Genomic DNA, 21686 nt, shown 5'->3' on the forward strand with positions numbered 1-21686 from the left:
CCGCCACCCCCATATGAGTTTCCATCAGGGCATTTTCGCCCCGCTGCGTGGAGACTCTCCCCTTGACCACCATCGTTTCAGTACGTCGCCACGGCAAAGTCGTCATGGGTGGCGACGGCCAGGTTTCCCTGGGCAATACCGTGATGAAAGGCAACGCCAAGAAAGTCCGTCGCCTGTACCACGGCCAGGTCCTCGCCGGGTTTGCCGGTGCCACCGCCGACGCCTTCACCCTCTTCGAGCGTTTCGAAGGCCAACTGGAAAAACACCAGGGCCACCTCGTACGCGCCGCGGTCGAACTCGCCAAGGAATGGCGCACCGACCGCTCCCTCAGCCGCCTGGAAGCCATGCTGGCCGTCGCCAACAAAGATGCGTCCCTGATCATCACCGGTAACGGCGATGTGGTTGAGCCTGAACATGGCCTGATCGCCATGGGCTCCGGCGGTGGTTATGCACAAGCCGCAGCCAGCGCACTGTTGAAGAAAACCGACCTGTCGGCCCGCGAAATCGTCGAGACTGCCCTGGGCATCGCCGGCGACATCTGCGTGTTCACCAACCACAACTTCACCATTGAGGAGCAGGACCTCGCAGAGTAAGCCGTAGGCTTATTCCCGCTTGAGGCCGCCAAACACTATGTCCATGACTCCCCGCGAAATCGTCCATGAACTCAATCGCCATATCATCGGCCAGGACGATGCCAAGCGCGCGGTTGCCATCGCGCTGCGTAACCGCTGGCGCCGGATGCAACTGCCCGAAGAATTGCGCGTTGAAGTAACACCGAAGAACATCCTGATGATCGGCCCGACCGGCGTCGGTAAAACCGAGATCGCGCGACGCCTGGCCAAGCTGGCCAACGCGCCGTTCATCAAGGTCGAAGCGACCAAGTTCACCGAAGTCGGCTATGTGGGCCGCGATGTCGAGTCGATCATTCGTGATCTGGCCGACGCTGCCCTGAAGCTGCTGCGCGAGCAGGAAATGACCAAGGTCAGCCACCGCGCCGAAGACGCCGCCGAAGAACGCATCCTCGACGCCCTGCTGCCACCGGCGCGCATGGGCTTCAACGAAGACGCCGCACCGGCCTCGGATTCCAACACCCGCCAGCTGTTCCGCAAGCGCCTGCGTGAAGGCCAGCTGGATGACAAGGAAATCGAGATCGAAGTCGCTGAAGTCTCTGGCGTCGACATTTCCGCACCGCCTGGCATGGAAGAAATGACCAGCCAGTTGCAGAACCTGTTCGCCAACATGGGCAAGGGCAAGAAGAAAAGCCGCAAGCTCAAGGTCAAGGACGCGCTGAAGCTGGTGCGCGATGAAGAAGCCGGACGCCTGGTCAACGACGAAGAGCTCAAGGCCAAGGCCCTGGAAGCCGTTGAGCAGCATGGCATCGTGTTTATCGACGAGATCGACAAGGTCGCCAAGCGCGGCAACTCCGGCGGCGTCGATGTATCCCGCGAAGGTGTGCAGCGCGACCTGCTGCCGCTGATCGAAGGCTGCACCGTCAATACCAAGCTGGGCATGGTCAAGACCGACCACATCCTGTTTATCGCTTCGGGTGCGTTCCACCTGAGCAAGCCAAGCGACCTGGTGCCCGAGCTGCAAGGCCGCCTGCCGATTCGCGTAGAGCTCAAGGCGCTGACCCCCGGCGACTTCGAGCGCATCCTCAGCGAACCCCATGCGTCGCTCACCGAGCAGTACCGTGAGCTGCTGAAAACCGAAGGGCTGGGCATCGAGTTCCTGCCGGACGGCATCAAGCGCCTGGCGGAGATTGCCTGGCAGGTCAACGAGAAGACCGAGAACATCGGTGCGCGCCGCCTGCACACCTTGCTTGAGCGCCTGCTTGAGGAAGTGTCCTTCAGCGCCGGCGACATGGCCGGGGCGCAGAATGGCGTAGCGATCAAGATCGACGCCGACTACGTCAACAGCCACCTCGGTGAATTGGCGCAGAACGAGGACTTGTCACGGTACATTCTGTAAGCCGCAAGCTGTAAGCTACAAGCCGCAAGTTGAGCACATTCAACTCGCAGCTTGTAGCTTGCAGCCCAAGGTGTCCCCAATGCCGAAATTCCCCACCGCTGTTAATTTGCACAAAACCTCCAACACCCTCGGCCTCACCTATGGGCCCGACGAGGTCTACCAGTTGCCCGCCGAACTGCTGCGGGTGCATTCGCCTTCCGCCGAGGTCCAGGGGCACGGCAAACCCATCCTGCAATTCGGCAAGCTCAACGTGCGCCTGACCAAGATCGAACCGGCCGGCCAGTACGCACTGAAATTGACCTTCGACGATGGCCATGACAGCGGACTGTTCACCTGGGACTACCTCTACCAATTGGCCGTGCGTCAGGACGCGTTGTGGGCCGATTATCTTGCCGAGCTCAAGGCAGCCGGCAAAACCCGCGATCCGAGCGAGTCGGTCGTGCGGCTGATGCTCTAGTCCAGGCTTCTTGCTCTTTAGAGGGCATTTTCTAATTTCATCTGCTTGAATGCCCTGTCGCGTGGCCAACGATTGGCCCGCTTGCGAAAAAAATTAAACTCGGGTAACCAATGGAACTGGCAAGTTCCCTGCATTTGACGATGCGGTATCAACGGTCACCCGAGTCGCAGTACCTGGCTTGTGTTGTGTATCGAAACCTGGTGCGCAGCGGTACCCGGTACTCGTCTTTCGGACAATGGAGCGTCGTAGATGAGTAACAAGAACAACGATGACTTGAAACGCCAGGCCTCGGAAAACACCCTGGGGCTCAACCCGATCATCGCGTTACGTAAAAAGGATTTACTGGCCTCGGCCAAGATGGTGCTGACCCAAGCCATCAAGCAACCGTTGCACAGCGTCAAGCACGTCGCCCACTTTGGCGTTGAATTGAAGAACGTGATGTTCGGCAAATCGCAGCTGCAACCCGAAAGCGATGACCGTCGCTTTCACGACCCAGCCTGGAGCCAGAACCCGCTCTACAAACGCTACCTGCAAACCTACCTGGCGTGGCGCAAGGAACTGCACGACTGGATCGGCGACAGTAACCTGTCGGACCAGGACATCAGCCGCGGCCACTTCGTGATCAACCTGATGACCGAAGCCATGGCTCCTACCAACAGCGCGGCCAACCCGGCGGCGGTCAAACGCTTCTTTGAAACCGGCGGCAAGAGCCTGCTCGACGGCCTGTCGCACCTGGCCAAGGACATGGTGCACAACGGCGGCATGCCGAGCCAGGTCAACATGGGCGCGTTCGAAGTGGGCAAGACCCTGGGCATCACCGAAGGGGCGGTGGTATTTCGCAACGACGTGCTGGAGCTGATCCAGTACAAGCCGATCACCGAACAGGTGCACGAACGCCCGTTGCTGGTGGTACCGCCGCAGATCAACAAATTCTATGTATTCGACCTGAGCCCGGAAAAGAGCCTGGCGCGCTTCTGCCTGCGCAATGGGCAGCAGACCTTTATCGTCAGTTGGCGCAACCCGACCAAGGCCCAGCGCGAATGGGGCCTGTCGACCTATATCGAAGCGCTCAAGGAAGCGGTCGATGTAGTCACGGCAATCACCGGAAGCAAGGATATCAACATGCTCGGCGCCTGCTCCGGCGGAATCACCTGCACCGCCCTGCTGGGCCACTACGCGGCGCTGGGTGAGAAGAAGGTCAACGCCCTGACCCTGCTGGTGAGTGTGCTGGACACCACCCTGGACACCCAGGTGGCGCTGTTCGTGGATGAGCAGACCCTGGAAGCGGCCAAGCGCCACTCCTACCAGGCCGGCGTGCTGGAAGGCCGCGACATGGCCAAGGTGTTTGCCTGGATGCGTCCCAACGACCTGATCTGGAACTACTGGGTGAACAACTACCTGCTGGGCAATGAGCCGCCGGTGTTCGACATCCTGTTCTGGAACAACGACACCACGCGCTTACCGGCGGCGTTCCATGGCGACCTGATCGAACTGTTCAAAAACAACCCGCTCGTGCGCGCCAATGCCCTGGAAGTGTGCGGCACGCCGATCGACCTCAAGCAGGTCACGGCCGATATCTATTCACTGGCCGGCACCAACGACCACATCACCCCCTGGCAGTCGTGCTACAAGTCGGCACAGCTGTTTGGTGGCAAAGTGGAATTCGTGCTGTCGAGCAGCGGGCATATCCAGAGCATCCTCAACCCGCCCGGTAACCCCAAGGCGCGCTACCAGACCAGCGACAGCCTGGCGGGCAAGCCACTGGAGTGGCAGGAGAATGCGACCAAGCACACTGATTCGTGGTGGTTGCATTGGCAGGTGTGGCAAGCGGAACGGGCGGGCAAGCTGAAGAAGGCACCGACGGTATTAGGCAACAAGACGTACGCCGCAGCCGAAGCGGCGCCGGGTACCTATGTGCATGAACGCTAGTCCTGTAGGAGCGAGCTTGCTCGCGAAAGGCTCAAGATCAACACGGGACATCAGCTATCCCGCGTTATCGTTGACGACCTTCGCGAGCAAGCTCGCTCCTACAAGGGATTGAAGTACCTATCGAAGGGTTCCCCCATGCCGCAACCGTTCATCTTCCGTACCATCGACCTGGATGGCCAGACCATCCGCACGGCGGTACGCCCGGGCAAGCCCCACTTGACGCCGTTGCTGATCTTCAACGGCATCGGCGCCAACCTTGAGCTGGTGTTTCCGTTCGTCCAAGCCCTGGACCCGGACCTGGAAGTGATCGCCTTCGATGTGCCGGGCGTGGGTGGCTCCTCGACGCCCAACCGACCCTATCGATTTCCCGGCCTGGCCAAGCTCACCGCACGCATGCTGGACTACCTGGACTATGGCCAGGTGAATGCGGTGGGCGTGTCCTGGGGTGGCGCGTTGGCGCAGCAGTTTGCCTATGACTACCCGGAGCGCTGCAAGAAGCTGATCCTGGCGGCGACCGCTGCCGGGGCCTTTATGGTGCCGGGCAAGCCGAAGGTGCTGTGGCTGATGGCGAGCCCCCGGCGTTATATCCAGCCGTCCCACGTGGTGCGCATTGCACCGATGATTTATGGCGGTTCGTTCCGCCGCGATTCGAAACTGGCCGCCGAGCACGCGAGCAAAGTGCGCTCGGCCGGCAAGCTGGGCTACTACTGGCAACTGTTCGCGGGGTTGGGCTGGACCAGCATCCACTGGCTGCACAAGATCCGCCAGCCCACCCTGGTGCTGGCCGGGGACGACGACCCGCTGATCCCGCTGGTCAACATGCGCATGCTGGCCTGGCGCATTCCCAACGCACAGTTGCACATCATCGATGACGGCCACCTGTTCCTGATCACCCGGGCTGAAGCCGTGGCGCCGATCATCATGAAGTTTCTCGAGGAGGAGCGCATGCGGGCCGTGATTCACCCGCGACCAGCGGTGTAAGGAGCACACCGCCGCGCAACTTGCCGAGAACCGACTATGGTTCTGAATTGGCGTGCCTGTTGATGGCTTGACGAAGGAGTGTTGGCTCATGCGAGAAAGACCCGTGACGAACCCGGCGCCCACCCCTGCCGCGTTCATCAACGCACAAAACGCGATCACCGGCCTGCGCGGTCGGGATTTGCTGTCGACCTTGCGCAGCGTTGCCGCCCACGGCTGGCGCAACCCGGTGCATACCGCCCGTCACGCCCTGGCCCTGGGCAGTCAACTGGGTCGTGTGCTGCTGGGTGAGACCGTGCACGAGCCCAACCCACGGGACAGCCGCTTCAGCGACCCGACCTGGACGCTCAACCCGTTCTACCGACGCAGCCTGCAAGCCTATTTGAGCTGGCAGAAGCAGACCCGCCAGTGGATCGATGACAGCTCACTGAGCGCCGACGACCGCGCCCGCGCACACTTTGCCTTCGCCTTGATCAACGACGCCGTGTCGCCCTCCAACACCCTGCTCAACCCGCTGGCCGTCAAGGAGCTGCTCAACTCCGGCGGCAACAGTGTGGTGCGCGGCGTGAGCAACCTGTTCGACGACCTGCTGCACAACAACGGCCTGCCGCGCCAGGTGAGCAAACAGGCCTTTGAAGTCGGCAAGACCGTGGCCACCACCCCAGGCTCGGTGGTATTTCGCAATGAGCTGCTGGAGTTGATCCAATACAAGCCCATGAGCGAAAAACAGTACGCCAGGCCGCTGCTGATCGTGCCGCCGCAAATCAACAAGTACTACATCTTCGACCTGAGCCCGGCCAATAGCTTCGTGCAGTACGCCCTCAAGAACGGCCTGCAGACCTTCATGGTCAGCTGGCGCAACCCGGATGTACGCCACCGCGAATGGGGCTTGTCCACCTATGTGGCGGCGCTGGAGGAAGCGCTCAATGTCTGTCGGGCCATCACCGGCGCCCGCGAGGTCAACCTGATGGGCGCCTGCGCCGGTGGCCTGACCATCGCCGCCCTGCAAGGCCACTTGCAAGCCAAGCGCCAGCTGCGCCGCATCTCCAGCGCCAGCTACCTGGTGAGCCTGCTGGACAGCCAGATCGACAGCCCCGCCATGCTGTTCGCCGATGAGCAAACCCTCGAGGCGGCCAAGCGTCGTTCCTACCAGCAGGGTGTGCTGGACGGCCGTGACATGTCCAAGGTGTTCGCCTGGATGCGTCCCAACGACCTGATCTGGAACTACTGGATCAACAACTACCTGCTGGGCAAGGAACCGCCGGCCTTCGACATTTTGTACTGGAACAACGACAACACGCGCCTGCCCGCCGCACTGCATGGCGACCTGCTCGATTTCTTCAAGCACAACCCGCTGAGCCATCCCGGCGGCCTGGAAGTGTGCGGCACGCCCATCGACCTGCAGAAGGTCACGGTGGACAGCTTCAGCGTGGCCGGGATCAACGACCACATCACGCCGTGGGACGCGGTGTATCGCTCCACGCAATTGCTGGGTGGCGAGCGGCGCTTCGTGCTGTCCAACAGCGGGCATATCCAGAGCATCCTCAACCCGCCGGGCAACCCCAAGGCCAACTACGTCGAAAACCCCAAGCTGAGCAGCGACCCGCGTGCCTGGTACTACGACGCCAACCACGTCGAGGGCAGTTGGTGGCCGCAGTGGCTGGCGTGGATCCAGCAGCGCTCGGGCGTACAGCGCGAAACCCTCACCGCCCTGGGCAACCAGAACTATCCACCGATGGAAGCGGCGCCCGGCACCTACGTGCGAGTGCGCTGAGCTCAACGATCAGATTAAGAAGGCTGGATGAAGACCCGCGACCGTATCCTTGAATGTGCCTTGCAGTTGTTCAACCAGAAGGGCGAGCCGAACGTGTCGACCATGGAGGTGGCCAATGAAATGGGGATCAGCCCCGGCAACCTCTACTACCACTTCCATGGCAAGGAGCCACTGGTGCTCGGGCTGTTCGAGCGCTTCCAGGGCGAATTGGCGCCGCTGCTCGACCCGCCGGCGGACGCGCAACTGCAGGCCCAGGATTACTGGCTGTTCCTGCACCTGATCATCGAACGCATGGCCCAATACCGGTTTTTGTTCCAGGACCTGTCGAACCTGGCGGGGCGCCTGCCGAAACTGGCCAAGGGCATTCGCAACCTGCTGACCGCACTCAAGCGCACCCTCGCGTCCTTGCTGGCCCGGCTCAAAGCGGATGGACAACTGGTCAGCGATACCCAGGCGCTTGGGCAATTGGTGGAACAGATCACCATGACCCTGCTGTTTTCTCTGGACTACCAGCGGATTCTCGACCGCGAAAGCGAAGTGCAGGTCGTGGTGTACCAGATCATGATGTTGGTGGCGCCGCACCTGTTGTTACCCGCGCGGCTGGCAACGGAGCGTCTGGCGCTGAGTTATCTGGATGAATCGGCCTGAGAGTCGGTCATCCGGGCTCACCGAACTGGTGGGTAAACTTGAACAGCTCACTGTCAGTCTTGATACCCAACTTGCGATACGCCGATTGTTTTTGCGTACTGATCGTACTTGCACTGCGTGAGAACTTTGCGGCAATCGAATTCACCGACATTCCATCCAGAAAACATCGCAGCACCTCCTGTTCTTTAGGCGTAAGACAGGCGTTCAAGCGCAACGGCGTTGCATAGTCCATTTTCGACTTCATACTCACGATTTCCAGCATTGATTGCATGCCCTGCAAAGCAGGCACCATGCAAGGCTGCAGATAAATTCGACCTTGGGCAACGGTTCGAATAGCCGTGATCAACTCCGTCAGGTTCTGGGTTTTACCCAGGATTCCCCAACAGCCAGCCTTCAGCGACAGTGATACGGTAGCGGGCGTGTAATGCGAACAGACAATCAACGGCCGGCACTGGCTGAAGCGCCGGTTCAGCGCTTGTATAAGACTCAGGCCATCGTTGTCCGAAGGGGCCAGGATGAAGTCCATTACCACCACATCCGCCGGGCGCCGCGCAAGGGCTTCCAGTAATTCCTTGGCCGTCCCGAAAGAGCCGACCACATGGAGGTCGGCCTCGTTGCTCAACCCCAACTCGATCCCCTGCCGAAGCATCGCATGGTCATCTAGCAGCATGACGGTATACGTAGTGGATATTGAAGTAGGCATAAATAAACCCGCATAAGTAAATACAACACCGCAACATTATTCGCTGCTGCGAGCACGGTATACCCTGCCCCATCAAGGGATCAACATAGCGGGGCAATAAGCGTTACCCCTTCAGCAACATCCTACAGATAATTCCCAGTACTACAGACAATTCCTAAGTTAACTCGATTATTTTTCGAACTATCACGAGATAAAACTCGCCACTTCACTATAGATGCCATCTGGCACTGCACGCCAAATTATATAACCGCCATTAGAGACTAGTTCGAAACGAACTACAGGTGCTGCTTTTTACCTGTGGCGGCTCTCGTTTATTAAAATCACGACCGGAATCATCATGAAATTTACCGCTATCTCCACCGCTGCAACACTTCTTGCCCTGACGGCTGCGTTATCACGGCCCGCATTCGCCACCAACGACGGGGTCATCAACTTCACGGGGTTGGTGACCGATGTGACCTGCACCGTCGAGGGTGCCGCACCTGGCACAGGCGCAGTGGTCAAGGACGTCAACCTGGGCGGCGTCTCTGCTTCACGCCTGGCAACCGCTGGCAGTCGCGCCAACCTCACCGGTTTCACCATTCGCATTGGCGGGCCCGGCGAAGGCAGTTGCACCAACGGCCGCACGGCCATGGTGGCTTTCGACCCAACCAGCCCAGCCATTGACGTCGCTACCGGCCGCTTGAACATCGACGGCTACGACGACCCTTCCGACACCACCAACGCCAAGAACGTACAGGTCGAAGTCACTAACCGCGACGGCTCCCCGATCAACGTCTACACCGAAAAATCCGAGGGCGTTGTGATCGCCGATAACCAGGCCATTATCCCGCTGGCAGCCCAAATGTACGCCAGCGGCGCCGCAACCGAAGGCACGGTGAAAACACGCGTCGGCTTCCTGGTCGAATACGCCGAGTAAGGGATAACACGTCTGCACACGCAGACCTCGAAGCCCAGGACCTGCAACTGCGTTGCGGGTCCGCCCCCAGACTCGAAGAGACTTCAAATGATTAAAAGAATGGCCCGCCGTGCTCTCGCCACCTGTGCCCTCGGGCTGCTGTCGCTGCACGCGCTCAACGCCCATGCCGGCATCATTGTCCATGGCACACGCGTGATCTACCCCGCTGAGCAGCAGGAGGTCGTTGTGCGCCTGGAGAATAAAGCCGATCGTCCGGCATTGGTACAGACCTGGCTGGATACGGGCGACCGAAACTCGACACCAGCGACTGCGCGGACTCCGTTCACCCTCTCACCGCCGATGTTTCGCATCGAACCGCACCAACAACAGGCATTGCGCCTGCGTTATTCCGGCGCCCCGTTGCCTACTGATCGCGAAAGCCTGTTCTGGTTGAACATATTCGAAGTGCCGCCGACTTCCGCCGACGCCGCGCAAAACAACCAGATCGAATTGTCGTTTCGCACTCGCTTGCGGGTCTTCCTGCGCCCACAAGGATTGCCATACCCCGTCAGCAGCGCGGCAACCAAACTGCAGTGGAAACTGGTCCCCCATAACCATGGGTTCGCCCTGCAAGCGACCAACCCCACGCCCTACCATATTTCGCTGGCATCGGTCGCGTTGCTGAGCGAAGGCAAACGGTTCAACAAGGCGCCGAGCCAGGCGGCCAATGACGGTCTGTTATTGCCGGCCGGAGACATGAAACTGTTTGCATTGCCCCAGTTGCGTATTCGTCCCAACGGCAACCCCAAGGTCGAATTCGTTTCCGTCAGCGATTTTGGCGCCCGCGTGCAGCACACGGCGGCTGTCACCCTTTCGTCCGCAGGATAACCCGCAGCATGAACGTGACTTTGATCTCACATTGGCTAACCAGACTCAGCCTGTTGACGCTTGCACTGATCTGTCCCGTCATGGCGCAGGCAAGCGTTGTGATCAGCAGCACACGGATCATCTATCCGCAACAGGACAAGGAAGTCACAGTAAGGCTGGAAAGCAAGAATCAGGTACCCGTCCTGATGCAGGCATGGCTGGACAAGGGTGACGAGCACTCTACCCCGGACGCCGGCGGAATCCCCTTTGTTGTCACGCCGCCGATCTTTCGTATCGAGCCAGGCCGGCAACACGTCGTGCGCCTGGCATACACCGGCGAAACGCTGACATCGAAGCAGGAAAGCCTGTACTGGTTCAACTTACTCGAAGTGCCTTCGCAGGCCCAAGATGCCGACCAGGGTAACCAGTTGCAACTTGCCTTCCGCTCCAGGATCAAGGTACTTCTCCGACCGCCCAGCCTGCCCTTTGCGGCCGAAGCCGCGCCGGCCAAATTGCAGTGGCGCAGCGTAACCACCGAGCACGGCCCGTCACTGGAGGTCTATAACCCGACCCCCTATTACGTGAATTTCGACCAGATCGAAGTGGTCGCGCAGGGACAGCGCCATGCGCGCAAATCCGCTGCATCGAGCGGCGACAATATGGTGGCGCCCGATAGCCGCAACCACTTCCAGATTGCAGGGCTTGCGTCGTTGCGTACAACCGAGATGACCGTGGAGTTCCAGACGCTCGACGACTTCGGGCTCACGATCCAGCACAGCGCCAAGGTGTCGCCATGATCGCCCCACCCTGAGTTCATCAGGGTCCAGTCCCTGCCTCTCGAGGTTGATTGACCCGCCGCAGCACAAATCAAACACGTCCGTTCAGTACTTGTTCGTCAGGACAGGGCCGCGCTTTGTCGCAATTCGGACCACAACTTTCCCCGGGAACGGTATCCATGAGTTCGAAAACACCGGCCAGACCCGAAAACGGGTTTATATCGCCTTTCAGGTTGACGCTTGTAGCTCAAGGTCTATTGCTGTTGGGTGGCGCCCACACTGCAGCGGCCCAAGACGCCACGCATTCTGTATTCAACCCGGCCTTTTTTCCCGGCGGGGCAGCGGGCTTGCAGGTCGACATTTCAAAGTTCAACCAAGGCAACGTCGTGCTACCCGGCAGCTACCGTGCGGAGGTTTATCTCAACGGCCAATGGATAGGCAGAGAGACGCTATCGTTCAAGGCCATGGACGGACAAGACACTGCGCAGATGTGCCTTGAGCGTGACGCGCTCTTCAGGTTCGGCATCGACATGGAGGCGGTCGACAGGCAATCGACCGACGCCGTATTTTCCGCATGCGCCGATATTGCCAGCTACCTGCCAGGCGCCAGCAGCCGGTTCGATTCTGGTGAAAATCGCCTTGACCTGCAGATCCCGCAGATTTACCTCGCACGCAAGGCTCGGGGCTATATCGATCCCAAACACTGGGACAGTGGCATCGACGCAGCCTTCGTGCGTTACAACGCCAACACCTTTGCCACCCAAACCAGGCATCAGTCGCTCAACTCCAACTACCTGGGCCTGAACACCGGGCTCAACCTGGGCGACTGGCATTGGCGCCACAACGGCAGCTACAGCCAATCATCGGTGGGCTCTGGCTACCAGAGCAGCAGCACCTACGTTCAGCGTGAAATGAGCTCGCTGCAGTCTCAATTGATGGTCGGCGAAATCTACACGCCGGGCGAGCTGTTCGACAGCGTCCGCCTGCGGGGTGCGAGCCTGTTCAGTGATGACCGGATGCTGCCTGATTCCCAGACCGGGTTTGCCCCCGTGGTGCGCGGCGTTGCCGAGACCAACGCGCGGGTTACCGTGCGCCAGCGCGGGGTACTGCTGGATGAGGTGTCGGTGGCGCCCGGGCCGTTTGTACTCAATGATTTATTCCCTACCGGATATGGCGGCGACCTGACCGTCACGATCACCGAGGCGGATGGCCGTCAGCGGGAGTTCATCGTCCCCTTTGCGGCCAACACCAACCTCCTGCGACCCGGCCACCACCGCTATTCGCTGAGCATCGGCCAGCTCGATGAACTTGGCCTTCGGCACCCTCCCACACTGATGCAGGCGACCTACCAGCATGGCCTCAGCAATCTACTGACCGGCTATACCGGCGCGGTGGTGGGCCAAGACTACAATTCACAATTATTGGGAACGGCACTCAACACGCCATTGGGTGCGGTGTCGTTTGACTTGACCCACTCCAATGCCCATGTACCTGGGCACGGTTCGCGGGAGGGACAAAGCCTGCAACTGCGCTACAGCAAGAATCTCGCAGACACCGGCACTCACTTCGCATTGGGGGCCTACCGCTATTCCACTGAAGGGTTCCTGAGCGTAGGCGATGCCGCACGGGTTCGCGACCTTGCCATCGACGGACTCAGCCTCGACAGCGTCTCGCGCCTGCGCGACAGAATGGACATAAGCCTCAACCAGAGCCTGGGCAACGGCTCAGTTTACCTGACCGGTTCTTCGCAAAACTATTGGAACCGCACAAGTGGCAACCTGACCTTTACCGCGGGATACAGCGGCACCTGGAAGGGCCTTCACTATACCGTCAGTGCACAGCGCACCCGTGACCTGTTGAGCGACCGAGTCGACAAGCAGGTGGATCTGACCTTGAGCCTGCCCCTGGGCAGCGGCGCGCGTTCGCCGACCCTGACCACCACGGTCTATCACGGCGACCAAAACAGTGGCGAGCGCGTGAACGTCGGCGGCAGCCTTGGCGAACGCAGCGAATTCAGCTATGGCCTTGGTGCCAGTCGAACCCGAGGCAGTGGTAACGCCGCGAGTGCCGATATGAAATACCAGGCCAGTCACGGCGTGCTGTCTGCCGGTTACGGGCAGAGCAGCGACTACCGCTCGGTATCGCTGGGGATGACCGGCGGCATCGTTGCCCACGCCGGCGGCGTGACCTTCGCTCCGGAGCTGGGCGACACCATCGGCATCGTCCAGGCGCCCGACGCCCAGGGTGCGCGGATCAACGGTAACCACAGCGCGCAAGTCGGTAACAGCGGCTACGCCGTGGTACCCCACCTTACCCCGTATCGCCAGAACGTCGTGGAGCTGGACCCGAAGGATCTTTCGGTCGATGTGGAACTCAAGACCGCCGCCCAGAACGTAGCGCCCCGTGCCGGTTCGGTGGTGAAGCTTAAGTTCGAGACGGTCAGCGGCCAGGCCATGTTGATCACGGCACTGCGCGAGGATGGCAGCTCCTTGCCGTTTGGTGCGGATGTGTTTGATGAGGACGGCGCGAGCGTCGGGGTGGTCGGGCAGGGTGGTCAAGCCTTTGTTCGAGTGTCTCGTACACAGGGACCATTGACGATCAAGTGGGGCCCCCATGCCGGCGCCGCATGCCAGTTGCATTACGACTTGGGCGCACAGTCGAACATTGCCGGCACCCAACGGTTGCTTAATCTCGACGCGGGCACCTGCCGGCTCGATACAGCACAGCACATGCCACCGTCGAGCGAGCGCAATGCAAGCAGTTGATCCGGCGCAGGCAAGCACGCCCAGTGCACTGCTTGCCTGCAACCGCCCTATTTCTTTTGCGGGACTGAAGATGAAACGCGCCATACAACTCATGTCAACAGTGCTGGTCCTTGGCTCGCCGATCGCGGCTCAAGCGGCGTGTGACAGGTATCAGAACGACACATTCACACTCACCCTTCCGTCCACAATCGTCGTACCGGACAGCCTCCCGGTGGAGTCTGAAATTGTCATTAAGGAATTCACTGGTACGGCACCCTATTACACCATGAATTGCAGCCACACTTTATTAACGATCACCGGGCGCTACAGCGCAAGGTCTCACGTAAAGTACTACGAGACCGAAGTTCCTGGTGTGGGTGTACACATGCGCATCCGACATTCCGGCGCGCTTTACCCTTTCTTTGCCATGGAGAGCCAACAAAACAACTTCAGTGGCTCCCTCACCAGCTTTATGGCCGCGGAATTAAGGTTCTATAAATCCGGACCTGTGACAGACGGGACAGTGCCTGCCGGAAACATTTGGGTGAAAAGACTGGATAACCGTCCAGAGAGGTTCACCCTGAGGCTCGGCAACGCAGTGCGCTTTGTCAGGCCCGCCGCCACCTGCGACCTGGCGACCGGCGACGTCAACCGCACGATCTCGCTCGACCCGGTGCAAGTCGGCGCATTCAATAACGCAACGACCGCAGGCCCACGCAACTTCGAGTTAACCGCAAACTGCACCAACGCTTCCAACGTGACCTTCCGCTTTTCCGGTACCCCCGCACCTGGCAATGATCGGCTCTTCGCCAATACGGGCACTGCCGGTGGCGTCGCCCTGTGGCTGTATTCGCGCATTGGCGGTGGTATCCAGAACATCCTCGCCAACGGCACCGAAAACACCCGCACGGTGCCGGTCTCCGGGGGGCGCGCGGTGCTGCCGCTGGGTGCGGCGTATCACAAGAACGGCACGGTCAGCCAAGGCAGGCTCGAAACGACCGCGACCGTCAACATCACCTATAACTAAAAACCTGAGGAGTATGTAATGAGGATTCGAGCCCTGCCCCTGCTGCTGGCTATCACCGCGAGCCTGGCCGCCACTGCGGTCCAGGCCGCAACCACGGGCACCTTGCGCTTTACCGGCCAGGTCAATGCCGGCACCTGCAACCTGGCCGCCGGTGATGTGACCCGCACCATCACCCTGCCCTCGATCAAAGTATCGGATTTTGATTCATCCGAAGAAGTGGGTACGACAAATTTCGACATTACCGCCGAGTGCGAATCGGACATTCAAAATGTGTTCTTTCTGTTCGCGGGCACTCCGTCCAGCGGCAATGGCGCATTGTTCGCCAACACCGGAACCTCAGCCGGGACGGCGCTCTCGCTTTCCCACCGAAACGTCGCTGACATTCCCGCCAATGGTTCTGTCGCCCAGCGCACCCGCCAGATCGCCACAAGCGGCGCAAGAGCGTTGTTACCGATGAATGCGTCGTACCGGAAAACCGGCTCCGCGATTACCGCAGGTACCCTGGACAGCACTGTCACCGTTTCCATCACTTATAATTGATGGGGTAACCGCGCACAAAAAAATGCCCAGCCTTTGCAGGCCGGGCATTTTTTGCGCGTCCCGGAAAAATCAGGACTGACTGGTTGGCGTCGGGGTGACCGGCGTTGCAGTCGGGGTGGCGGCAGGCGTGGGTGCCGACACCGAGTTGGCCGCCGAAGCAGCCGGTGCCGTGGTTGCCGGCTTGGCGGCAACAGCAGGCTTAGGCGCTGCCGGTTTTTTCGCTGCAGCTGGCTTTTTCGCCGCAGCAGGTTTGGCGGCGGGCTTGGCTGCAGGTTTAGCAGCGGCAGGCTTGGCCGCGGGTTTGGCGGCTGCGGTTTTGGCTGCGGGCTTAGCGGCCGGTTTTGCGGCGGCCTTGGCTGCTGGCTTGGCCGCAGGTTTGGCAGCGGCTTTCGCAGCCACGGGTTTAGCGGTGGCCTTGGCAGCCGGTTTGGCCGCTGCAGTTTTGGCAGCCGGTTTAGCGACTGCTTTTACAGCTGCCTTGGCCGCGGGTTTTGCAGCTGGCTTGGCGGCAGCTTTCACCAGAGGTTTGGCAGCCGTTTTAGCCGCTGGTTTGGCAGCGGCCGTTTTTGCAGCAGGCTTGGCAGCCGGCTTAGCTGCAGCCGCTTTCACAGGAGCCACTTTGGCACCGGTGAGTTTTTCGATCTGCTTGGTCAGGGTATCGACCTTGCCGTGCAATGCCTTCAATTCAGCTTTACTCGGCACACCCAGGCGCGAAATAGCACTGTTGAGGCGCTTGTCCAGCGCCCCTTCGAGTTCGCCCCAAGTACCCAATACCTGTTTCTTCGCATCGCTGATGCGCGAACCGGCAGTCGCTTTAGCAGCGCCTACTTGTTTACCGACTGCGCTCTTGGTCAACTTCTCGGCCTTCTCGCCGTCTTTAACCAAGGTCTCGAAGAGTTTGCTGCCGTCACTGTCGATCTTCGAGTAAACGCCTAAACCAGCCAGCCAGATCTTGCGGGAGTATTCTTCAACTTTCCCGACCCACGAGCTGCCTTCTTTCTGAGTAGTCTTTTTAACAGCCATCCCGATGTCTCCTTAGTGTTTACGCGCGACACGTTCGAGCAATGCCGTCAGCTCTTCGAGCTTAGCAGAGAGTGTCTCCACGTCATGTTTAGACGCAATGCCAATTCGATTCAAGGCACTGGCAACGCGAGTATCAAAAGCTTTTTCAACTTTATCCAGCTGAACTTCTACCAGACCTTTGACCGCGGAGACATTACTCTTTACTTGATCAATCTGACTGTTGGCCGCATCAAGTTGTTCCACTGCAACTTTTTTGCCTTTACTTTCAACATGTTGACCGGTTTTAACCAGCTCTTTGAAGTAGTCGCCGCCCTCGCTGCCGACCTTCGCGTAGGCACCAAGACCCGCCAACCAGATCTTGCGGGCATAGGTTTTAACGTCACTCAACGCGCCGGTCTGAGCATCGATTTTTTTCTTCAGGATAACTTTGGCCATGGTGCACCTCACGCAGAAAAGGGGGGAGGAACGGCCCGCAGGAGTTGAGGACCTGGGCACAAAGTAGGCTGGAAAATTAGAATCGGCACCCTAAGTACTCGCGGATCAGGCCAAGGCTTTATCCAGGGCTTTCTCGATTTCGGACTTGATGGTGCCACTCATGGCCGACATCAACAGGCCCAGTTCCACATCAATGCGCAGCGAATCATCCGCCACCAACACGGTGCCTTTAACCCCCGAACGCTTGAGGTTCAAGGTATCGCCGGACCACGAGGGCTCCAGGCCATATTGCTCCTGGAGTTTATGCGCCAACTTCTCGGCCTTTGCGCGTGCCCCTTCTTTACCCAGGGAATGCGCACGCTCAACGGTTATACGGGCCATTGCAATGACTCCTCTTTATAGGGATTTGAATACCTTGAATGCGGCAAAAGGTCTCGGTGCCTGCCTATCTTACCTGCAGCCTTGCCAAGACAAAGCAGGCCTTGGGGATTATCATGTCCCGCATTCTCTTTTGGTGACAGCGATATGACTGATCAGCGCAAAGGCAGCGATGCCGAACCCACCACTCACTTCGGCTTCAAGAACGTCCCGGAAAGCCAGAAAGCGGAAAAAGTCGCTGAGGTATTCCACTCCGTGGCGGCCAAGTACGACCTGATGAACGACGTGCTCTCCGGCGGCATGCACCGCCTGTGGAAACGCTTCACCATCGAGCTGTCGGGTGTACGCACCGGCAACCGCGTGCTGGACATCGCCGGCGGCACGGGTGACCTGGCGGCCAAGTTTTCCAAGCTCGTCGGCCCTACCGGCCAGGTGGTGCTGGCGGACATCAACGGCTCGATGCTCAAGGTCGGCCGTGACCGCCTGCTCGACAAAGGCGTGGCCGGCAATATCGAATTCGTCCAGGCCGACGCTGAAAAGCTGCCGTTCCCCGACAACCATTTCGACTGCGTGACTATCGCCTTCGGCCTGCGCAACGTGACCCACAAGGAAGACGCGATCCGCTCGATGCTGCGCGTCCTCAAGCCGGGTGGTCGCCTGTTGGTACTGGAGTTCTCCAAGCCGACCAACGCGCTGATGTCCAAGGTCTACGACACCTACTCCTTCGCCTTCATGCCGTTGATGGGCAAGCTGATCACCAATGACGCCGAAAGCTACCGCTACCTGGCCGAATCGATCCGCATGCACCCCGACCAGGAAACCCTGAAGTCGATGATGGTAGAAGCCGGTTTCGACCGCGTGACCTACCACAACATGACTTCGGGGATTGTCGCCCTGCACCGTGGCATCAAGCCCTGATGCTGCTCAAAGGCCTTCTCGCCAGCGTCGAACACGGTATCAACCGTGTACTGCGCCTGGACAGCACCGCCCTGGCGCGGCTCGCGCACTTGAACGGCAAGGTCATCGCCGTGGACTGCACCAGCCCCGCCCTGCAGCTGTTTATCCTGCCCAGCGATGAAGGCCTGCTGCTCGCCACTCAATGGGCTGCCGAAGCCGACTGCACCCTGCGTGCACCGGCCTCCAGCCTGTTGCACCTAACGCTGAGCCGCAACAAGACCGCCATCCTCCACGGCCCCGAAGTGCACCTGGAAGGCGACAGCGCGGTCCTGATGGACCTGGCCGCCGTACTGCAGGACCTGGAACTGGACTGGGAATACGAGCTGTCCCGCTGGATCGGCCCCGTCGCCACCCAGTTGATCAGCGGGCACCTGCGCAGTCGCACGCGCTGGTACCAGCAGGGGTTCGCCAGCCTCAACCAGAACCTTGCCGAATACCTGAGCGAAGAATCGCGCACCCTGGTCGGAGAACGCGAAGCGCAAGCGCGCTTTCGTGAGCTCGACAAGGCCAAAATCGACCTGGAACGCCTCGAGGCCCGCTTCGAGCGCCTGAGCCGTTCCCTTGATCCAAGCGATAACGCATGAAGCTGCTCGCCGTCCGCCGTTTGTTCCGTATCCAGCGCGTCGTAATCCGCTACCGCCTCGATGACCTGCTGTTCGCCCTGCCTTTGCCGTGGTTCCTGCTGGCGGTGCGCTATGTGCTGCCGTGGCGCTGGTTCCCGCGCAAACAGCTGGAACTAAGCCGGGGCGCGCGCCTGCGCCTGGCCTTGCAGGACCTGGGGCCGATCTTTATCAAGTTCGGGCAGATCCTCTCCACACGTCGCGACCTGCTGCCCGAAGACATCGCCGACGAACTGATGCTGCTGCAGGATCGCGTGCCGCCGTTCGATTCGCAGCAGTCGATGAAGCTGATCGAAGAGCAGCTGGGCAAGAAGATCAGCGAGGTGTTCAGCCGCTTCGACGTCGAACCGCTGGCCTCGGCCTCGGTGGCGCAAGTGCACGCCGCGCAGTTGAAGAGCGGCGAAGAAGTGGTGGTGAAGGTGATTCGCCCGGGCCTCAAGCCGATCATCGGCCAGGACCTGGCGTGGCTGTTTATCCTGGCCCGCGCCGCCGAACGTTTCTCTGCCGATGCGCGCCTGCTGCACCCGGTGGACGTGGTCGCCGACTACGAGAAAACCATCTACGACGAACTCGACCTGCTGCGCGAAGCAGCCAACGCCAGCCAGCTCAAGCGCAATTTCGAAGGTTCGCCGTTGCTGTACGTGCCGCAGGTGTATTGGGACTGGTGCCGCCCGAAAGTGCTGGTGATGGAGCGCATCTACGGCGTGCAGGTCACCGACCTCGCGACCCTGGCCGACCAGCGCACCGACATGAAGATGCTCGCCGAGCGCGGCGTGGAGATCTTCTTCACCCAGGTGTTCCGCGACAGTTTCTTCCACGCCGACATGCACCCCGGCAATATCTTCGTCAGCACCGTCAACCCGTGGAGCCCGCAGTACATTGCGATCGACTGCGGCATCGTCGGCAGCCTGACCCCGGAAGACCAGGACTACCTGGCGCGCAACCTGTTCGCCTTCTTCAAGCGTGACTACCGCCGCGTGGCGCAGCTGCACATCGATTCGGGCTGGGTGCCGGCGGAAACCAAGCTCAATGAATTCGAAGCGGCGATCCGCACCGTGTGCGAGCCGATCTTTGAAAAGCCACTGAAAGATATCTCCTTCGGCCAGGTGCTGATGCGCCTGTTCCAGACCGCGCGGCGCTTCAATATGGAAGTGCAGCCGCAGTTGGTGTTGCTGCAAAAGACCTTGCTCAATATCGAAGGCCTGGGCCGCCAGCTGTACCCGGACCTTGACCTGTGGAACACCGCGCAGCCTTTCCTGGAACGCTGGATGCGCGAGCGCATGAGCCCCAAGACCATGCTGGGCAACTTGCATAGCCAGATGGAACAACTGCCCCACCTGGCCAACATGACCCGCGACCTGCTGGAGCGCATGTCCCAGCCCCACGCCAAAGACCCGGAACCGCCATGGCGCAAGCGCAAGGACGATTGGTTCCTGCGCCTGCTGGGCGCCGCGCACCTGGTGGGCGGGGCAATGCTGGCCATTGGCGGACCGCTGAACCAACTGGGCCACTGGCCGGCCGGCATCATGGTCGCCGTGGGTGTTTATCTGATCGTGCGTCGATAGCCCATCCGGTTATACACTGTGGCAAATTGCCGGAGCCGAAGATGAAAGACTGGCTGGACGAGATCAAGTGGGACAGTGACGGCCTGGTGCCGGCCATTGCCCAGGACTACAAGACCGGGCGCGTGCTGATGATGGCCTGGATGAACCGCGAGGCCCTGAGCCTCACCGCCACTGAGCAGCGCGCCATTTACTGGTCACGTTCCCGTGGCAAACTGTGGCGCAAGGGCGAAGAGTCCGGGCACGTGCAGACCCTGCACGAGATGCGCATCGACTGCGACGCCGACGTGGTGATCCTGAAGGTCGAGCAGATCGGCGACATCGCCTGCCACACCGGCCGCCACAGCTGCTTCTATCGCGTGTTCGAGAACGGCGAATGGAAGGTTGTAGAGCCGGTGCTCAAAGACCCGCACGCCATCTACTCGGCAGGACACTGACCATGAGCGATACCCTCAACCGTGTGGCCCAGGTGCTGGAGGACCGCAAAGGTGCGGACGCCGACAGCTCCTACGTCGCCAGCCTGTACCACAAGGGCCTGAACAAGATTCTGGAAAAACTCGGCGAAGAGTCCATCGAGACCATCATCGCCGCCAAGGACGCGCAAATCAGCGGCGATTGCAGTGATGTCATCTATGAGACCGCCGACTTGTGGTTCCATAGCCTGGTCATGCTCGCCCAACTGGGGCAGCATCCACAGGCCGTGCTGGATGAACTGGACCGTCGCTTCGGCTTGTCCGGGCACGCCGAAAAGGCCTCGCGCCCGTCCGCTTGAATAACTTTTACTAGAGGATTTGCAGCATGGGCATTTTTGACTGGAAACACTGGATCGTCATCCTGGTGGTAGTGGTACTGGTATTCGGCACCAAGAAACTCAAAAACCTCGGCACCGATGTGGGCGAGTCGATCAAGGGCTTCCGTAAAGCCATGAACGACGATGAGAAGCCTGCCGACCCGGCCGCCAACCCGGTGCCACCGGCCCAGCCTGTACACCCCCAGGCCACCCAGCCGATCACCGAGCGTCGTACCTTCGACGTGCAGGCTGAAAAAGTCGAAGAGCCGACCCGCAAAGACTCGTGAGCACTGACTAATGTTTGGTATCAGCTTCTCTGAACTGCTGCTCGTCGGCCTGGTTGCCTTGCTGGTACTGGGGCCGGAACGCCTGCCCGGTGCCGCGCGCACGGCCGGCCTGTGGATCGGGCGCCTGAAACGCAGTTTCAACGCCATCAAACAGGAAGTTGAACGGGAAATCGGCGCCGACGAGATCCGTCGCCAACTGCACAACGAACATATTCTGTCGCTGGAGCAGGAAGCCCGGAAGATCCTGTCGCCGGTGCAGGAGCCCGCCAAACCGGTGGAGCCTGGGGCCGAGCACAGCATCGCGCCTGCGGTGGATACCCCGCCC

The 21686-nt window shown here is 60.2% G+C and carries 24 protein-coding genes; 20 read left to right on the top strand and 4 right to left on the bottom strand.

What is annotated here, in order from left to right:
* Positions 1-62: 62 nt before the first annotated feature.
* From hslV to Q8X51_RS31560, 7 genes are all read left to right on the top strand, one after another.
* Entirely contained in the window at positions 63-593 is a 531-nt protein-coding gene (hslV, locus tag Q8X51_RS31530) for an ATP-dependent protease subunit HslV (RefSeq protein WP_010563201.1), read from the top strand.
* Between the two features lie 37 nt (positions 594-630).
* Positions 631-1968, top strand: coding sequence for an ATP-dependent protease ATPase subunit HslU (hslU, locus tag Q8X51_RS31535; RefSeq protein WP_027605015.1), 1338 nt, complete (start codon positions 631-633; stop codon positions 1966-1968).
* A gap of 79 nt (positions 1969-2047) precedes the next feature.
* Complete coding sequence (locus Q8X51_RS31540) at positions 2048-2425, top strand: gamma-butyrobetaine hydroxylase-like domain-containing protein (RefSeq protein ID WP_065925716.1); 378 nt, start codon at positions 2048-2050, stop codon at positions 2423-2425.
* A gap of 249 nt (positions 2426-2674) precedes the next feature.
* On the top strand, positions 2675-4354 hold the full coding sequence (gene phaC / locus Q8X51_RS31545) for a class II poly(R)-hydroxyalkanoic acid synthase (RefSeq protein ID WP_065925717.1): 1680 nt from the start codon (positions 2675-2677) through the stop codon (positions 4352-4354).
* Positions 4355-4489: 135 nt separating this feature from the next.
* Complete coding sequence (gene phaZ / locus Q8X51_RS31550; protein WP_027605018.1) at positions 4490-5335, top strand: poly(3-hydroxyalkanoate) depolymerase; 846 nt, start codon at positions 4490-4492, stop codon at positions 5333-5335.
* An 88-nt stretch (positions 5336-5423) separates the two neighbouring features.
* Positions 5424-7106, top strand: coding sequence for a class II poly(R)-hydroxyalkanoic acid synthase (phaC, locus tag Q8X51_RS31555; protein WP_407693552.1), 1683 nt, complete (start codon positions 5424-5426; stop codon positions 7104-7106).
* A 27-nt stretch (positions 7107-7133) separates the two neighbouring features.
* Entirely contained in the window at positions 7134-7754 is a 621-nt protein-coding gene (locus Q8X51_RS31560; protein ID WP_407693551.1) for a TetR/AcrR family transcriptional regulator, read from the top strand.
* A gap of 7 nt (positions 7755-7761) precedes the next feature.
* Here Q8X51_RS31560 and Q8X51_RS31565 read toward each other — a convergent pair whose 3' ends face one another.
* On the bottom strand, positions 7762-8424 hold the full coding sequence (locus tag Q8X51_RS31565; RefSeq protein ID WP_407693550.1) for a response regulator: 663 nt from the start codon (positions 8422-8424) through the stop codon (positions 7762-7764).
* A 370-nt stretch (positions 8425-8794) separates the two neighbouring features.
* Here Q8X51_RS31565 and Q8X51_RS31570 point away from each other — a divergent pair, with 370 nt between their 5' ends.
* The 6 genes from Q8X51_RS31570 to Q8X51_RS31595 all read left to right on the top strand — a co-directional run bounded on the left by Q8X51_RS31570 (position 8795) and on the right by Q8X51_RS31595 (position 15309).
* Entirely contained in the window at positions 8795-9376 is a 582-nt protein-coding gene (locus Q8X51_RS31570; protein WP_065925847.1) for a fimbrial protein, read from the top strand.
* A gap of 99 nt (positions 9377-9475) precedes the next feature.
* Positions 9476-10243, top strand: a complete 768-nt coding sequence (locus tag Q8X51_RS31575; RefSeq protein ID WP_407693549.1) for a fimbrial biogenesis chaperone — start codon at positions 9476-9478, stop codon at positions 10241-10243.
* An 8-nt stretch (positions 10244-10251) separates the two neighbouring features.
* A complete protein-coding gene (locus Q8X51_RS31580; protein ID WP_407693548.1) occupies positions 10252-11019 on the top strand; it encodes a fimbrial biogenesis chaperone in 768 nt (255 codons plus the stop codon).
* 158 nt (positions 11020-11177) lie between these two features.
* A complete protein-coding gene (locus Q8X51_RS31585) occupies positions 11178-13763 on the top strand; it encodes a fimbria/pilus outer membrane usher protein (protein WP_407693547.1) in 2586 nt (861 codons plus the stop codon).
* Positions 13764-13833: 70 nt separating this feature from the next.
* A complete protein-coding gene (locus Q8X51_RS31590; RefSeq protein ID WP_407693627.1) occupies positions 13834-14769 on the top strand; it encodes a fimbrial protein in 936 nt (311 codons plus the stop codon).
* Between the two features lie 18 nt (positions 14770-14787).
* On the top strand, positions 14788-15309 hold the full coding sequence (locus Q8X51_RS31595) for a fimbrial protein (RefSeq protein WP_065925722.1): 522 nt from the start codon (positions 14788-14790) through the stop codon (positions 15307-15309).
* A gap of 69 nt (positions 15310-15378) precedes the next feature.
* On the opposite strand, the gene Q8X51_RS31600 is transcribed toward Q8X51_RS31595, so the two are convergent.
* From Q8X51_RS31600 to Q8X51_RS31610, 3 genes are all read right to left on the bottom strand, one after another.
* Positions 15379-16332, bottom strand: a complete 954-nt coding sequence (locus Q8X51_RS31600; RefSeq protein ID WP_407693546.1) for a phasin family protein — start codon at positions 16330-16332, stop codon at positions 15379-15381.
* Between the two features lie 12 nt (positions 16333-16344).
* Positions 16345-16767, bottom strand: a complete 423-nt coding sequence (locus Q8X51_RS31605; RefSeq protein WP_027605028.1) for a phasin family protein — start codon at positions 16765-16767, stop codon at positions 16345-16347.
* Positions 16768-16872: 105 nt separating this feature from the next.
* Positions 16873-17148 (bottom strand): polyhydroxyalkanoic acid system family protein, encoded by a 276-nt coding sequence (locus tag Q8X51_RS31610; RefSeq protein ID WP_027605029.1) that lies wholly within the window; start codon positions 17146-17148, stop codon positions 16873-16875.
* A 144-nt stretch (positions 17149-17292) separates the two neighbouring features.
* Here Q8X51_RS31610 and ubiE point away from each other — a divergent pair, with 144 nt between their 5' ends.
* The 7 genes from ubiE to tatB all read left to right on the top strand — a co-directional run.
* Positions 17293-18063 carry a bifunctional demethylmenaquinone methyltransferase/2-methoxy-6-polyprenyl-1,4-benzoquinol methylase UbiE gene (gene ubiE / locus Q8X51_RS31615; RefSeq protein WP_003171186.1) on the top strand — a complete coding sequence of 257 codons (771 nt, stop codon included), beginning with the start codon at positions 17293-17295 and terminating at the stop codon, positions 18061-18063.
* Positions 18063-18686 carry a ubiquinone biosynthesis accessory factor UbiJ gene (locus tag Q8X51_RS31620; RefSeq protein WP_065925724.1) on the top strand — a complete coding sequence of 208 codons (624 nt, stop codon included), beginning with the start codon at positions 18063-18065 and terminating at the stop codon, positions 18684-18686. Before ubiE ends, Q8X51_RS31620 begins: the two co-directional genes overlap by 1 nt.
* On the top strand, positions 18683-20287 hold the full coding sequence (ubiB, locus tag Q8X51_RS31625) for a ubiquinone biosynthesis regulatory protein kinase UbiB (protein WP_065925725.1): 1605 nt from the start codon (positions 18683-18685) through the stop codon (positions 20285-20287). The genes Q8X51_RS31620 and ubiB overlap by 4 nt, the downstream gene beginning before the upstream one ends.
* Positions 20288-20328: 41 nt before the next feature.
* The gene (gene hisI, locus Q8X51_RS31630; protein ID WP_012721796.1) at positions 20329-20721 is read left to right on the top strand and encodes a phosphoribosyl-AMP cyclohydrolase; all 393 of its coding nucleotides are present in this window, start codon (positions 20329-20331) and stop codon (positions 20719-20721) included.
* 2 nt (positions 20722-20723) lie between these two features.
* The gene (locus Q8X51_RS31635) at positions 20724-21056 is read left to right on the top strand and encodes a phosphoribosyl-ATP diphosphatase (protein ID WP_027605032.1); all 333 of its coding nucleotides are present in this window, start codon (positions 20724-20726) and stop codon (positions 21054-21056) included.
* Between the two features lie 26 nt (positions 21057-21082).
* Entirely contained in the window at positions 21083-21361 is a 279-nt protein-coding gene (locus Q8X51_RS31640) for a twin-arginine translocase TatA/TatE family subunit (RefSeq protein WP_003171180.1), read from the top strand.
* A 10-nt stretch (positions 21362-21371) separates the two neighbouring features.
* Positions 21372-21686, top strand: a 315-nt coding sequence (gene tatB / locus Q8X51_RS31645; RefSeq protein ID WP_407695003.1) for a Sec-independent protein translocase protein TatB, incomplete at its 3' end; no start/stop codon positions are given.

This window comes from Pseudomonas sp. Yb2C2 (assembly GCF_052112325.1).
Taxonomy (GTDB): domain Bacteria; phylum Pseudomonadota; class Gammaproteobacteria; order Pseudomonadales; family Pseudomonadaceae; genus Aquipseudomonas; species Aquipseudomonas marginalis.

Bases quoted from the DNA above. Each gene is read 5' to 3' on its own strand.
- Q8X51_RS31600 (WP_407693546.1), bottom strand. From the start codon at position 16,332: ATGGCTGTTAAAAAGACTACTCAGAAAGAAGGCAGCTCGTGGGTCGGG.
- Q8X51_RS31620 (WP_065925724.1), top strand. From the start codon at position 18,063: ATGCTGCTCAAAGGCCTTCTCGCCAGCGTCGAACACGGTATCAACCGT.
- Q8X51_RS31590 (WP_407693627.1), top strand. From the start codon at position 13,834: ATGAAACGCGCCATACAACTCATGTCAACAGTGCTGGTCCTTGGCTCG.
- phaC (WP_407693552.1), top strand. From the start codon at position 5,424: ATGCGAGAAAGACCCGTGACGAACCCGGCGCCCACCCCTGCCGCGTTC.
- ubiE (WP_003171186.1), top strand. From the start codon at position 17,293: ATGACTGATCAGCGCAAAGGCAGCGATGCCGAACCCACCACTCACTTC.
- phaC (WP_065925717.1), top strand. From the start codon at position 2,675: ATGAGTAACAAGAACAACGATGACTTGAAACGCCAGGCCTCGGAAAAC.
- phaZ (WP_027605018.1), top strand. From the start codon at position 4,490: ATGCCGCAACCGTTCATCTTCCGTACCATCGACCTGGATGGCCAGACC.
- Q8X51_RS31575 (WP_407693549.1), top strand. From the start codon at position 9,476: ATGGCCCGCCGTGCTCTCGCCACCTGTGCCCTCGGGCTGCTGTCGCTG.
- Q8X51_RS31585 (WP_407693547.1), top strand. From the start codon at position 11,178: ATGAGTTCGAAAACACCGGCCAGACCCGAAAACGGGTTTATATCGCCT.
- Q8X51_RS31565 (WP_407693550.1), bottom strand. From the start codon at position 8,424: ATGCTGCTAGATGACCATGCGATGCTTCGGCAGGGGATCGAGTTGGGG.
- Q8X51_RS31580 (WP_407693548.1), top strand. From the start codon at position 10,252: ATGAACGTGACTTTGATCTCACATTGGCTAACCAGACTCAGCCTGTTG.
- Q8X51_RS31570 (WP_065925847.1), top strand. From the start codon at position 8,795: ATGAAATTTACCGCTATCTCCACCGCTGCAACACTTCTTGCCCTGACG.
- ubiB (WP_065925725.1), top strand. From the start codon at position 18,683: ATGAAGCTGCTCGCCGTCCGCCGTTTGTTCCGTATCCAGCGCGTCGTA.
- Q8X51_RS31635 (WP_027605032.1), top strand. From the start codon at position 20,724: ATGAGCGATACCCTCAACCGTGTGGCCCAGGTGCTGGAGGACCGCAAA.
- hslU (WP_027605015.1), top strand. From the start codon at position 631: ATGTCCATGACTCCCCGCGAAATCGTCCATGAACTCAATCGCCATATC.
- hisI (WP_012721796.1), top strand. From the start codon at position 20,329: ATGAAAGACTGGCTGGACGAGATCAAGTGGGACAGTGACGGCCTGGTG.
- Q8X51_RS31540 (WP_065925716.1), top strand. From the start codon at position 2,048: ATGCCGAAATTCCCCACCGCTGTTAATTTGCACAAAACCTCCAACACC.
- Q8X51_RS31610 (WP_027605029.1), bottom strand. From the start codon at position 17,148: ATGGCCCGTATAACCGTTGAGCGTGCGCATTCCCTGGGTAAAGAAGGG.
- Q8X51_RS31560 (WP_407693551.1), top strand. From the start codon at position 7,134: ATGAAGACCCGCGACCGTATCCTTGAATGTGCCTTGCAGTTGTTCAAC.
- Q8X51_RS31640 (WP_003171180.1), top strand. From the start codon at position 21,083: ATGGGCATTTTTGACTGGAAACACTGGATCGTCATCCTGGTGGTAGTG.
- Q8X51_RS31605 (WP_027605028.1), bottom strand. From the start codon at position 16,767: ATGGCCAAAGTTATCCTGAAGAAAAAAATCGATGCTCAGACCGGCGCG.
- Q8X51_RS31595 (WP_065925722.1), top strand. From the start codon at position 14,788: ATGAGGATTCGAGCCCTGCCCCTGCTGCTGGCTATCACCGCGAGCCTG.